This is a genomic window from Nocardia sp. NBC_01327, assembly GCF_035958815.1.
Lineage (GTDB): Bacteria > Actinomycetota > Actinomycetes > Mycobacteriales > Mycobacteriaceae > Nocardia.
This window is the reverse complement of record NZ_CP108383.1, coordinates 158,304-171,198: the sequence shown is the minus strand read 5'-3', so window position 1 is coordinate 171,198 and position 12,895 is coordinate 158,304. Positions and strand designations below refer to the sequence as shown.

Annotated in this window: 8 protein-coding genes; 5 read left to right on the top strand and 3 right to left on the bottom strand. The window is 68.6% G+C overall.

What is annotated here, in order from left to right; genetic code table 11:
• Positions 1–3 precede the first annotated feature (3 nt).
• A complete protein-coding gene (locus OG326_RS00730) occupies positions 4–1,767 on the bottom strand; it encodes an Hsp70 family protein (protein ID WP_327142699.1) in 1,764 nt (587 codons plus the stop codon).
• 316 nt (positions 1,768–2,083) lie between these two features.
• On the opposite strand from OG326_RS00730, the gene OG326_RS00725 reads away from it, so the two are divergent.
• From OG326_RS00725 to OG326_RS00715, 3 genes are all read left to right on the top strand, one after another.
• Positions 2,084–4,417: an IniB N-terminal domain-containing protein gene (locus OG326_RS00725; protein WP_327142698.1), complete on the top strand. Its 2,334-nt coding sequence runs from the start codon at positions 2,084–2,086 to the stop codon at positions 4,415–4,417.
• Between the two features lie 91 nt (positions 4,418–4,508).
• Positions 4,509–6,347 carry a dynamin family protein gene (locus tag OG326_RS00720; RefSeq protein ID WP_327142697.1) on the top strand — a complete coding sequence of 613 codons (1,839 nt, stop codon included), beginning with the start codon at positions 4,509–4,511 and terminating at the stop codon, positions 6,345–6,347.
• Positions 6,348–6,674: 327 nt separating this feature from the next.
• Positions 6,675–8,255 carry a dynamin family protein gene (locus OG326_RS00715; protein ID WP_327142696.1) on the top strand — a complete coding sequence of 527 codons (1,581 nt, stop codon included), beginning with the start codon at positions 6,675–6,677 and terminating at the stop codon, positions 8,253–8,255.
• Between the two features lie 95 nt (positions 8,256–8,350).
• On the opposite strand, the gene OG326_RS00710 is transcribed toward OG326_RS00715, so the two are convergent.
• Both OG326_RS00710 and OG326_RS00705 read right to left on the bottom strand, forming a co-directional pair.
• Entirely contained in the window at positions 8,351–9,511 is a 1,161-nt protein-coding gene (locus OG326_RS00710; RefSeq protein ID WP_327142695.1) for a zinc-binding dehydrogenase, read from the bottom strand.
• A gap of 117 nt (positions 9,512–9,628) precedes the next feature.
• Complete coding sequence (locus tag OG326_RS00705) at positions 9,629–11,311, bottom strand: MFS transporter (protein WP_327142694.1); 1,683 nt, start codon at positions 11,309–11,311, stop codon at positions 9,629–9,631.
• A 112-nt stretch (positions 11,312–11,423) separates the two neighbouring features.
• Here OG326_RS00705 and OG326_RS00700 point away from each other — a divergent pair, with 112 nt between their 5' ends.
• Both OG326_RS00700 and OG326_RS00695 read left to right on the top strand, forming a co-directional pair.
• Positions 11,424–11,936: a MarR family winged helix-turn-helix transcriptional regulator gene (locus OG326_RS00700; RefSeq protein ID WP_327142693.1), complete on the top strand. Its 513-nt coding sequence runs from the start codon at positions 11,424–11,426 to the stop codon at positions 11,934–11,936.
• Between the two features lie 74 nt (positions 11,937–12,010).
• Positions 12,011–12,883: a haloalkane dehalogenase gene (locus OG326_RS00695; RefSeq protein WP_327142692.1), complete on the top strand. Its 873-nt coding sequence runs from the start codon at positions 12,011–12,013 to the stop codon at positions 12,881–12,883.
• Positions 12,884–12,895: the final 12 nt, after the last annotated feature.

The window sequence follows — 12,895 nt, the reverse complement described above, 5'->3', positions numbered from 1 at the left end:
CTCTCAGCCACCGATATGCGGAATGGTCGGCGCCGCGGGAACTGCCTTGCCGAGCTGGCCCAGATCGGGAAGCTGGACCGTCGGCGCGGTAATCACGGGCTGTGGAATCGTGGGCAGTTGCGGCTGGGGTGCGGCCGGAACCGTCTGGGGTGCGGGAGAATTCGCCTGCTCCGGTGCGGGTGCGGGCGCTCCGGGCGTCGCCGGTGCTGCCGCGTTCGGCGCCGCCGCCGTCGTGCCCGGGGCGGGGGCGCCCGCGTGTGCCGGAGCTCCCGCGTGCGTGACCGGTATCGTCTGCCCGCCGGTATTCGCCGTCTGCCCACCGGCATTCACCGGGGCGGCAGAAGGATTCGGCGCGACGACGGATGTCGCAGGAGCCTGTGGCGCAGTGGAATTCGAGGGCGCGGACTGCGCACCGGTACCCATGGCCAGGGTTCCGGTGGCGAGGGCGGCCACCGCGATGGCCACCGCGCCGATCACCGCGACCCTGCGCCAGTGTGTGAAACCCGTGCGAGGTTCCTCGTCGGGTAGCTCGGGTAGTGGTGGAACCGCCGCTGCCACAGTGCTTCCGGTGACTTCACCACCGCTGTTGTTCACGGCGGTAACCGGTTCGACCGCGCCGCCGGACAGATCGCCGATCGCGGCGATCTGCATGCTGCGCGGGTCATCCAGCCGAGTGGCGATGTCGCGCTGGGTATTTCCGCGTTCGCCCGCAGGAGTCCGGCTGCCGTCGTGATCCTCGCGGCGCGCCGGTGGCGCGATGGTCGGATGGGCTTCGGTGTCGGTCGTATCGGCCAGCAGGTCGGCGGCGAGCAATGCGGCGCCGTGCGCACTGAGATGGGCCGGATCGGCCGCGGCCGCCACCGGGACGCCGAACTCGGTGGAGAGCAGTTCGGTGACCAGCGGGATGGCCGCGCCGCCGCCGGTGAGCAGGATGCCGTCCACCTCGGCGGCGGTCAGTCCGGCGCGGCGCACGGCCTCGTGGACCAGGTCGATGGAGGCGACCAGCGGACCCCGGTAGAGATCTTCGGCTTCATCACGCACCAGGCGGACATCGATCGGGCTCTGGCCGGGCATGCGGACCGGAATCACGGTCGCCGTGTGTGTGGAGAGCGCCTCTTTCGCGATCCTGCAGCGCACCCGCAGTTCGGCCAATTCCTTTTCGACCAGTGGATCGAAGGGGTCGAAATCGGTCTCACCCATGGCGAGTCCCAGGGCGTAACGCATGGTCAGGAGGTCGAACTCGGCGCCCGCCACGGCGGTCGACCGCACCGGCTCGCCGAGCAGACCGGACAGCGCGCCGGTGCGTGCCACCGAAACGGTCAAACCCGTTGCGCCCAGGTCGTACACGATCATGGCGCCGTCGTGGGTGGATTCGTGCACCTCCTGCAGCCAGCGCATGGCGGCGGCAGGTTCCGGTACCAGGGCCACACTGTCGAGTCCGGCGGCGGCGAGGGCCGCGCGCTGTACCTCCACTGTGTGCTGTGACCACCAGGCCGGATAGCAGGCCACCATGGCCGCGGCGAGGCCGGAATCGTCCACCGCCCGGCCGATCGCCGCGGCCACGAGATCCGCTGCGCGCACAGCGGATCCGTCTCGCATCCGGATATCCACCGGGTCTCCGACCCTGGACAGGAAGCTTTCCGGAAGTTCGTGCTCCGCGCCGATCATGCTCGGCCGGATGTGCAGTCTGCGCTGTCCCCCCGAAGTCGTCACGGCAACCGTATTGGACGCCCCGACAGTAATGCCGAGCGCCATCCCCTGACTCATTCGAGATCCCCTGTCGATCGAAACACGCGTCGGGTGATTCGCGTGCTGGCCGAAAGCTGTTACGTCCGAAATGTGCGAAAGGCTGTGGTGCAGGCCGGATGACCCATGGGACCTGTCGGTTGCTGGGGGACCGCCGTTACCGTTTCCCGCGCGATTCCGGGGAAATTCCCCTAATCGCCATCAACCCCCTACCGAGGCGACACGCGAAACGGGGGGAGTTCACCCCGTTACGGCGTAACGGGTCGGGTTCCTAGCGTGAAAAGCAATTCGAACAGTGCGGGTCAGCCGGGCCCGCCCACCCAGGAGACGATTCGCCATGAGCCCCAATGCAATTCTCGAGTTCATCCTCAACCTGCTGCGGGATCACGAAGCCGCGGCCGGCTACTGCACCAACCCCGCACAGTCGCTCGCCGACGCCGGGCTCGGGTCGGTGACGCCGGAGGACATCACCGCCGTCGCGCCGATGGTGGCCGAATCCGCGCTGGTAGCGGGAGGTTCGCAGCTGTCCGCGATCTGTGCCGCCGGGGCCGGGGCCGACACCGGCGCCGGGCTCAACGGGAACCTCGGAGTGAATGGAGGCCTCGGGTTGAACGGTGCAGGTGGGCTCAATGGTGCTGCCGGGCTCAATGGTGCTGCCGGGCTGAATGGCGCCAGCGGCCTGAACGGTGCCGCAGGTCTCAATGGTGCGGTAGGGGTGAACACCGGCACGGTCGCGGCGGGGACGACCGGCGCCACCGTGAACCTCAGCACGGCCACCGCCACCGGCACCGAGGTCTGCTTCACCGGCGACGCCGGAACCGGCCTCGAACTGGGCCTCTCCTCCGGTATCGGCGCCCTCGCCGGTGCGGCCTCCACCCTCGGCGCCGGTCTCTCCGCCGGCCTGGACGGCGCCGCCAACGCCGCAACCGGCCTGGAAGCCAACCTCTCCGGCGTCCTCGGCACCCAAGCCGCCGCCGACCTCACCTCCGCCCTGACCGGTGGCCTCTCCGCCGGCGCCGGCCTGACCGCCGGAGTCCAAGCCGCCGCCGACGCCCTCGGCCAAGCCGGAGCCACCCTCTCCGGCGCAGTCAACGCAGGCACCGCCGCTGCCGCAGATCTCGGCGCAAACCTTTCCGGCGGACTGGACTCCGCCCTCGGCGCAGGCGGTGGCCTGCAGACCGGCCTCAATGGCGCGCTGAACGGCGCGACCGACCTCGGCGCGCACCTCGGAAGTGACCTCGGCACAGGGCTTTCCGGCGGCATCGACTCCGCAATCGGTGCGGGCGCGCAGCTTGGTGCGGGCCTCGGCGGCGACGTAGCCACCGGTCTGAATGGCGCGGTCAACGCCGCAACCGGCCTCAGCACCCAGCTCGGGAGCGATCTCAACGCGGGGCTTTCCGGCGGCATAGATTCCGCGATCGGTGCGGGTGCACAGGCTGGTGCGGGCCTCGGCGGTGGTTTGGCGACCGGCTTGTCCGGTGCGGTGAATGCAGGTACCGGCGCGGCCGCGGACCTTTCCGGCGGACTGAATTCAGCCCTGGGTGCATCCGGTGGTCTGCAGACCGGCCTCGACGGCGCTGTCAACGGTGCCACGGATCTCGGTGCGCATCTCGGAAGTGATCTCGGCGCAGGGCTTTCCGGCGGTATCGATTCCACAGTTGGCGCCGGTGTGGGGCTCGGTGGTGGTTTGGAGACCGGCCTGAATGGTGCGGTGAACGGTGCGACCGGCCTGGGTGCTCAGCTCGGGAGTGAGCTGAATGCAGGGCTTTCCGGTGGTTTGGCAGCCGGTGCGGGGGCGGGCGCGCAGATCGGAAGTGGTTTGGAGACAGGGCTTTCCGGGGCAGCTAACGCGGCTGTCGGGGGTGGAACTCAGCTCGGTGCCGGTCTGAATACCGGGATCGATGCCGGTGCGCAGACTGCCGGTGGTCTCGGGGCGGGCCTCAATTCGGGCCCGGATGCTGCCCTGCATGGTGGTTCGCAGATTGGTGCGGGCCTCGAGACCGGGTTGAACGGTGGTATCGATTCGGCGGTCGGCGCTGGCGTGCACGCCGGAAATGACCTGTCTGCCGGGCTTTCCGGCGGGTTGGGGACCGGTGTGGATATCGGTGCGCAGACCGCCGGCGGTGTCGGCGCAGGGCTCAACTCCGGTTTGGATACAGCCTTGCACGGTGGTTCGCAGGTTGGCGCTGGTCTCGAGACCGGGTTGACCAGTGGCATCGATGTTGGTGCGCAGACTGCCGGTGGCGTTGGCGCGGGGCTCGATTCGGGCTTGGATTCGGCGCTGCACGGTGGTTCGCAGGTGGGTGCGGGAATTACGGGTGGGGTTGACTCTGCGGTTGGGGCGGGGGTGCACGCCGGGAATGAATTGGGGGCCGGGGTTTCCGGGGGGTTGGGGACCGGGGTGGATGTCGGTGCGCAGGGTGCCGGTGGGGTGGGGGCTCAGGTGGGGAGTGGGGTTGATGTGGGGGCGCATGGGGTGGGTGGGGCTGAGGTTGGGGTGGGGTCGGGGTTGAATCCTTGGGCGGGGCTGGATGTTTCGAATGCGTTCGGGGAGGGGGTGCATGCCGGGGGTGCGGATGCGGGGTTGTTCGGGGATGGCGGGGTGCATTCCGGGATCGATCTGGGGACGCATCCGGGTGGGGACATTATCGGGGACATGCTGCACTCGTGAGTGGGGTGCGACCCGGTGCCGGGCGAGTATTGGCGGGAGGCCGCATCCTTGACGGGATGCGGTCTCGGAGAAGAGATTTGCGAGGACTGCGATGAGCGGGATCGTGGCGGTTGATCCGCTGCTGTCGATACTGTCCGAAACCATAGCGGTGGCGGAGGGGGCGGAGCGCGGGGATCTGGTCGCGCAGCTGGAGACGGTGGCGGGGCGGGTGCGCGACCCCCGGCGGCGGATCGTGGTGTGCGGGTTGGGGAATCAGGGGCGCAGCCAGTTCGTGAACGCCCTGATCAATCTGGATATCTGCCCGGTGGCCGACGATACGACGACCACGGTGACCACCGTATTGGCGTTCGGGCAGACGGCCCGGGCGGAACTGGTGGTCGCGGGCGCACAGGACGGGGAGGTCACCCGATTACCGGTGCCCGTCGAGGAGATCGGCGCGGTCGGCGCGCGGTCACCGCATGCGCAGGGGCGGGCGGTATTACGCCTCGAGATCGAGGTGCCGAATCGGCTGCTCGCCGACGGAATAGTGGTCGTGGATACCCCCGCGCTGGGTGCGCACGGCGGCAGCGGTGCGGCCGGAGTGCTCGGCGCGGTGCCGACGGCCGATGCGGTGCTGGTGCTCACCGACGCGTCCACCGAACTCACCGATCCGGAGGTCGAATTCCTGCGGCAGGTGCGGGAGTTGTGCCCGGCGGTCGCGGTGCTGCTCACCAAGATCGATCTGTATCCGCACTGGCGGCAGGTGTCCGAGGCGAACCGGAATCACCTGAGCCGTGCGGGAATCGACGTGCCGATGCTGCCGGTGTCCTCGGTGCTGCGCACCCATGCCCTGCGCCTGCAGGACGAGCAGCTCGGACGCGAATCCGGGTTCGGCGAGGTCTTCGGTTTCCTGCGCGAGCATGTGGTCGCCCGTGATCAGGCGGCGGTGCGGCAGGCCGTCGCGCTCGATATCAATTCCGCCACAGAGCATTTGGCGCTGGCGCTCGGCAGCGAGCTGGTGGCGCTGCGGGATCCGGAGCGCGGCGCCGCCGCGGTGCGTGAATTGCAGTCAGCGAGAACAGCTGCCGAGCAGCTGCATCGCAAGACCTCCGTCTGGCAGCAGACGCTCGGGGACGGAATCACCGATCTGGTCGGCGATGTCGACCACGATCTGCGCAATCGGCTGCGGAATATCTCCCGCACCGCGGAGGACTGGATCGACGAGCATGATCCGGGCCGGCACTGGGAACGCATGGAGGAGTGGCTCACCGGCACCGTCGGCACCGCGGTCGGCGACAATCTGCTGTGGACGCGCACGCGCGCGGTGCGGCTGGCCGAACAGGTCTCCACCCATTTCACCGAACTGGGCGCGGTCGACCTCCCCGATGTGCGGGAAACCCTGGACGGCGACGCTTCTCGCGCCGGCTCCTGCACCCTCTCGGATCTGGAACCGGACCTCGGCCTCGGCCACAAACTCCTGGTCGGCGTGCGCGGGTCGTACGGCGGCGTGGTCATGGCCGGTCTGGTCGGCACCCTCGCCGGCCTGTCCCTGGTCAACCCGCTGTCCCTGGGTGCCGGACTTCTCCTCGGCAGCAAGGCTTTCCGCGACGATAAGCAGGCCCGCCTGGCCAAACGCCGCGCCGATGCCAAACTCGCCGTGCGCCGCTACCTGGACGATGTCGCCTTCCACACCGCCAAGGAGACGAAGGACCGCCTGCACCGCATCCACCGCCTGCTCCGCGACCACTTCACCGCGATCGCCGAACGCACCCTGCGCTCCCTCGACGAATCCCTCCGCGCCGCCCAGGAGGCCGCCACCCTCGAATCCACCGCCCGGGCCACCCGCACCGCCCTCCTCGAGCGCCGCCTGCACGCCGTAGCCGACCTCCGCCGCCGCGCCGCCACCCTCACCCCCGCCCAGCCTCCGGCCGCCCTCCCGCCACCCGCCTGAACGTCCGCCACCCCGACTCCGGCCGCTCGCCTGAGGCCGCTGGTCGCGCGTCTGCTACGGCGTGCACAGGCCCGCTGCGGGTCTGCCACAGCCCGCCGTCTCCAGGTCACGGCATGTCCGCTGCGCCGGCATGGCTGTGTCGGTGAGCCGAGGTTGGTTCGGCCGGAAGGCGGGATTCGCACGACACAGGTGCGGTTCGAGGCGAGTCTCTGGGCGCGCCATCGATAGGGCCCCGCACTCGCCGGAACTGGCGTGTTGCTAACACCGGGCGGGGTTGGGGCGAAAGGTTGGCGATGTGTGCGGTGTGTGGTTCGGGTCGGGAGCGCTATGAGATTTGATGTGGGCGGGCCCGGATACGGGGTGGGGGGTGAGACGCGGGGACTGCTGGCGGCCGCCCGGCGGTCCTTTGCCGACCGTGGACGGGTGCGCGGGCAGCTCGAGGAATGTGTGCGGCGGCTGGACGAGCCGCTGCGGATCGCCCTGGCCGGACAGCTCAAGGCGGGCAAGTCGACACTGTTGAATGCGCTGGTGGGGCAGGATATCGCGCCCACCGATGCGACCGAGTGCACCCGCCTGGTGACCTGGTATCGGCACGGCGCCGCACCCCGCGTCACCGCGTATTCGCCGGAGGGCTCGCGCGCCGATGTGGTGGTGCGCCGCGGCCGCGGCGCGGAGGGGCTGCCGGGTGCGCACGGGCTCACCTTCGATCTGGCTGCGCTGCGCTGGAATACGGGCGGGGCCCGTGAGGTCGACCACCTGGCGGTGGAGTGGCCGTCCGCGGAATTGGCCCAGACCACGATTATCGACACCCCCGGAATCTCCTCACTGTCGCGGGATGTGTCGGCGCGCACCTCGCGCCTGCTCACCCCCGGCGGAACCGGAGTCGCCCTGCCCGGTGCGGATGCGGTCGTCTACCTGCTGCGCCGGCTCGATACCGCCGACGTGGACTTTCTCGAACAGATCGGCGCCGGCACGGGCGCGGGCGGACCGCTCGGGGTGATCGGTGTGGTGTCGCGTGCGGATGAGATCGGTGCGGGGCGCATCGACGCACTGCATTCCGCGCGCGATGTGGCCTCACGATTCGCGGGCGAATTGGAGCGAACCGGGCTGTGCCAGTCGGTGATTCCGGTCGCGGGCCTGCTGGCCTTCGCCGCGGCCACCCTGCGGCAGCGCGAGTACGCGGCCTTCGAGGCCCTGGCCGCCGCACCCGTGGACGAGGTGAGCGCCGCCCTGCTGTCGGCCGACCGCTTCGCCCGCCCCGATCTGCCGCTCCCGGTACCGCCGGACCTGCGCGCCCACCTGGCGGCGCGCTTCGGCCTGTTCGGTATTCGCCTGGCCGTCACCCTGATTCGGCTCGGCGTCCGCGACTCCGCCTCGCTGGCAGCGGAACTCACCGCCCGCAGCGGCCTCGGCGAACTGCGCACCGTCCTGGATGTGCAATTCGCCCAGCGCGCAGAGGAATTGAAGGCGCACTCCGCATTGACCGCCCTGGCGCGCATTCTCGTCGCCAACCCCGGCACCGAGGCCGATGCCCTGCTGCCCCGGGTGAAGACCCTGCTCTCCGACGTACACGGCTTCGCCGAACTTCGGCTGCTGGGCCACCTGCGCACCGACGAATTACCCTTGCCCCCAGCCGATCTCGCGGAATTGCATCGCCTGATCGGCGGCGTAGGCGTAGCCCCCCACCGCCGCCTCGGACTGCCCCCGCACACCGATATCCACACCCAACGCGAGCAGGCCCTGACCGCAGTCCACAAGTGGCGTACCCGAGCCCGTCACCCCCTCGCCGACCAATCCATGGTCAATGCCTGCCTGACCGCCTCCCGCAGCGCCGAAGGCCTCCTGGAAATCCTCCACGAACCCCCCACCACCCCTTTCGCCCGAATCACCCCACCACACAACCCATAACGTCATCGACCAGGAACTGGTGGCGGCATTGTGCGAGTACGGCCCGCCACCAGTTCCTGGTCGATGCGCGCTACCCAGTTCCTGGTGGATGCCCGCTAGAGGGTGGTTGCGGTGCTGGCCGGGTCGATCAGGATTTTGGCGTGGTGGTCGGGGGAGGCGAGGGTGGTGTAGGCGGGATCGACGCCGTCCAGGCCGATGGTGCCGGTGATGAGGGGGGAGGGGTCGACTTTGCCGTCGGCGATCATGTGCAGGGTGTCGCGGAATTCGCCGGGGTCGTAGCCGAGGACGAAGCGCAGTTCGATTTCCTTGTTGATGGCGGTGGCCGGATGGATGCGATCCGATTCCATACACACGCCGACCACCACGATGCGGGACATCGGCGGTGCGGCCGTGAGGATCTGGTCGATCATGCCCGGCACGCCGACACATTCGAAGATGACCGGCCCGGCGGGCCCCTTGTTGAGGGTGTGCGCGGCCCGGAATATGTACCACCAGGGCAGATTCGGAATCCGCCGCAGTCGTTCCATGGCGTCGAAGCCGAGGTTGAGAATGTCGCTGGCACCGGTGATGCGCGACTTCTTCGGTGACGCGGTCCAGGGCGAGTCGGCGCCCGGGTCGACCACCACATCCGCTCCGCAGGCGGCGGCGAGTTCCCGGCGGCGCGGGGAGAAATCGCTGGCGATCACCAGTGCGACACCGGAGGCCTTCAGCATGGTGATGACGGCGAGACCGATGGGCCCGCAACCGATGACGAATGCGGTCTGCCCCTTGCCGACGCGCCCCTTGCGCACGGCGTGCCAGGCGACCGCCATCGGCTCGGTGAGCGCCGCATGCTCGGCGGAGAGTCCGTTCGGAATCGGAAAGGTCATCGACTCCTGCACCAGCACCTGTTCGGCATACCCGCCCGGCGCGTCGGCCGACAGCCCGGTGAGGTGCGGCGTGCGCCCGGTTCGCAGGATGGGCAGCGACACCACCGGCGTGCCAGGCTTCCACCGCCGGCGGGCGCCCGAGCCGTAATCTACGACCTCGCCGGAGAATTCGTGCCCCATCACCACGCTCTGGTCCGAGCGCATGAAGTGCTGGTATCCGGTGGCGGCGGCCATATCGGCCAGTTCGTCGCAGTGCACCCGGGCGTGCAGGTCGGAGCCGCAGATGCCGCACCGCAGCACGTTCACCAGCACCTGCCCGGGACCGGGAGTGGGAGCGGGCAGCTCCTGGACTCGGAATTCGCCCTTGGTTACCGTGACCGCGCGCATGGCTGACTCCCGTCGAAAGACATTGTCGGTCGGATTCTTCCGCGCCCGGCGTGCTGTGGAAAGGAAAACTGTCCACAGCGCCGGTGTGCACCGAGGCTGTGGACAGTTGTGGATAGATCAGACCTGCACCAATTCGTCCTCCGCCAACTCGTGGACTTCCAGCTTGGTGTCCCTGGGAAGCGCGGCGAATCCGAGGCAGACCAGCACCATGATGCCGATGCCCCACACCAGCGTGTAGTCGAAGGTGTGCGCGAAATTGACGGCCGTGGCCTCCTTGCCCGCCTTGGCGAGTGTGACGCCCATGGCCGGGTCGCCGCCGGTGCTACGGCAGCTGTCGGGCACGACCGACGGATCCACCTCGGCGGACCGATCCTGCACGCAGGCACGGAAATTGGCGAGTATCTGATCCTGTGCGGGCCCCGGCAGCCCGGCCGCACTCAACTCCGTGCGGGTCTGCGCCGCGACCGCGTCCACACCGCGCCCCGAATCATGATCGAGCTGTGTGAAGAACACGATCCCGACCAGTGCCACGCCCAGCGCCATCCCCAGCTGCTGGCCGGTATTGAGCAACCCCGACGCCGCTCCGGCCTCCCCATCGGGGATCTGGCCGAGCAGCATATCGATGGTCGGCGCGACCACGATGCCGAATCCGGTGCCGGTGATGATGAGCGGCAGGACCATCTGCCAGGACGCGAAATCCGAACCGTAGTGCGCGGCCATCCAGCCGTACAACCCGAATCCGGCCGCCGTGACGAGCCCGCCGCCCATCAGCACCCAGCGCCCGAAGCGCGGGGCCAGCAGACTCACCGAGGTTCCGGCTCCGATGCCCGCACCGACCGCGAAGAAGACCGAGGTCAATCCGGCCCGCATGGGTGACCAGCCGAGTCCCGCCTGCATGAACAGGGTCCAGATGAGGAAGAACCCGCCGAAGCCGATCCAGAACAGCAGCCAGCTCGCCAAGCCGACGGTGAAGGCCCGGGACCGGAACAGCTCGAGGTCGATGAGCGGGGAGCCGACGGTGCGCGAGCGCCACCGCTCGTAGAGCACGAAGGCCGTGAAGGTGACCGCGGAAGCGCCGATCAGAACGAAAGTCCAAGTGGGCCAATCCAATCGGCGGCCTTCGGTGAGCGGGTACACCAGCAGTACCACCGCGGACACGGCCAGCACCATGCCGATGATGTCCAGGCGCGGCGGCTGCGGCGAGCGCGAATCCCGCATGACGACCGCGGCGGCGGCCAGCGCGAGAATGCCGATCGGGATGTTCACCAGGAAGATCGGCCGCCAGCCCAGATCGAGCACATTCCACTGCACCAGCAGTCCGCCCAGTGCCAGGCCGACCGCGGAGGCGGAACCGCCGACACCGCTGTAGATGGCAATCGCCTTGGTGCGCTCCTCTTTCGGGAAGGTCACGCGAATGATGGCGAGGATCTGCGGCACCATCAGTCCGGCCATGGCGCCCTGCACGAATCGTGAGGTGATGAGCATGGTCGGGTCGGAGGCCAGTCCGCCGGCGGCCGAGGCCAGCGTGAATCCGGTCATGCCGAGCAGGAACATGCGTTTGCGGCCGTAGATGTCACCGAGCCGGCCGCCGGTGATCAGCACTGCCGCGAAGGCCAGGACATAGGCGGCGATGATCCATTCGATCTGCGCGTACTCGGCGCCCAGATCCTTCTGGATGCTGGGCACCGCGACATTGACGATGGTCACGTCGAGCAGGTCCATGAACCCGGCGGCCAGCACGACGGCGAAGGCGATCCACCGGCGTGGATCGAGGGTGGTGGGGATGGTGTCGGATTCCACGGCGAGCTCTCTTCGACTGGGTGGGGGTGATACGACCCCTCAAACTATGCACTTGAAGTGATTATCACGCAAGATGGCAATCATGATTAGTGCTCGCATGTAGAATTCCGGTGTGACCGACGCCGATCCTCGCCACGTGCTGCTCGCCGACTCCATCCCCTTCCTGCTGGGGCAATTGGGTACGCACGCGGCCTACCGGTTCACCGACCTGTTGGCTCCGCTCGGCATCAAGCCGCAGCAGTTCGGCATGCTGCGCATCCTCGAGGCCAGTGGTGGGCGCTCGCAGCAGCAGTTGTCCGAAGCGCTCGGCATCCACCGCAATGTGATGGTCGGCCTCGTCGACGATCTGGAGAAGCGTGGACTCGCCGAGCGCCGCAAACATCCGACCGACCGGCGTGCGCACGCGGTGTACCTGCTGCCCGCAGGTCGCGAAATGCTCACGCGCGGAGCGGAAATCGCTGCCGGGCTGGAGCGGGAGATCACCTCGGAGCTCGATGCCGCGGAACGGGCGACACTGCTGGTTCTGCTGCAGAAGGCGGCGGCTGGAAGCGGTCTGCTGCCCGGCATCCATCCGGGATTCACCACCGAACGACCCGATGATTCCGGATGTGACGCAGGTCACTGACGCTGCCGGTCACAGCGGCTTGCGGCCGGTGTCCAACCAGGTGAAGGCAAAATTCACCCGGAAGGACAGCCATCATGGCCCGCATCGACGTACTCGACTCGTTCCTCAATTACAGCGACACCGGCAGCGGTGACATCCCGGTCGTGTTCCTGCACGGCAATCCGACTTCGTCCTATATCTGGCGCAATGTGATTCCGTATGTGAGCGGTGAAACCCGGGTGCTGGCACCGGATCTCATCGGCATGGGGGCTTCGGGCAAGCCCGACAGCGACTACCGGTTCGTCGACCACGCCCGCTACCTCGACGCCTGGTTCGAGGCGCTCGGGCTGGATCAGGTGATCATCGTCGGCCACGACTGGGGCGGCGCCCTCGGAATGGACTGGGCCGCACGGCATCCCGGCCGCGTGCGCGGTATTGCCGTGGTGGAGACCTTCCTGCGCCCCATGCGCTGGTCGGATATGCCGCCGCAGGGCGCCGAACTCTTCCGCCGCTTCCGGTCCCCGGAAGGCGAGGAGATGGTGCTGGAACGCAATATGTTCATCGAATTCAACCTGCCCGCCTCCACCCACAAGCTGTCCCTGGAAGCCCTCGACGCCTACCGCGCGCCCTACCCGACGCCGGCATCCCGCAAGCCGATGCTGGTGTGGCCGCGCGAATTCCCGCTCGACGGTGAACCGGCCGACGTGGTCGCGATCATCGAGAACTACGACCGCTGGATGGCCTCCACCCCGCAGGTGCCCAAGCTCGTCATGGCCGTCGAGAACGGCGTCGGCCTCGGTTCGCCGGAGACGATGGACTGGGCGGCAGCCACCTTCGCCGCCGCCGAGATCACGAATATCGGCCCCGCCGGACACCACTGCCCCGAAGACCAGCCCGACGCCATCGGTTCCGCCGTCGCCGAATGGATCCAGCGCCACGCGTTGACCACGGCCCCGGCAATCGCCTGACCGTCGACTGCC

Bases quoted from the DNA above. Each gene is read 5' to 3' on its own strand.
- OG326_RS00730 (WP_327142699.1), bottom strand. From the start codon at position 1,767: ATGAGTCAGGGGATGGCGCTCGGCATTACTGTCGGGGCGTCCAATACG.
- OG326_RS00725 (WP_327142698.1), top strand. From the start codon at position 2,084: ATGAGCCCCAATGCAATTCTCGAGTTCATCCTCAACCTGCTGCGGGAT.
- OG326_RS00720 (WP_327142697.1), top strand. From the start codon at position 4,509: ATGAGCGGGATCGTGGCGGTTGATCCGCTGCTGTCGATACTGTCCGAA.
- OG326_RS00715 (WP_327142696.1), top strand. From the start codon at position 6,675: ATGAGATTTGATGTGGGCGGGCCCGGATACGGGGTGGGGGGTGAGACG.
- OG326_RS00710 (WP_327142695.1), bottom strand. From the start codon at position 9,511: ATGCGCGCGGTCACGGTAACCAAGGGCGAATTCCGAGTCCAGGAGCTG.
- OG326_RS00695 (WP_327142692.1), top strand. From the start codon at position 12,011: ATGGCCCGCATCGACGTACTCGACTCGTTCCTCAATTACAGCGACACC.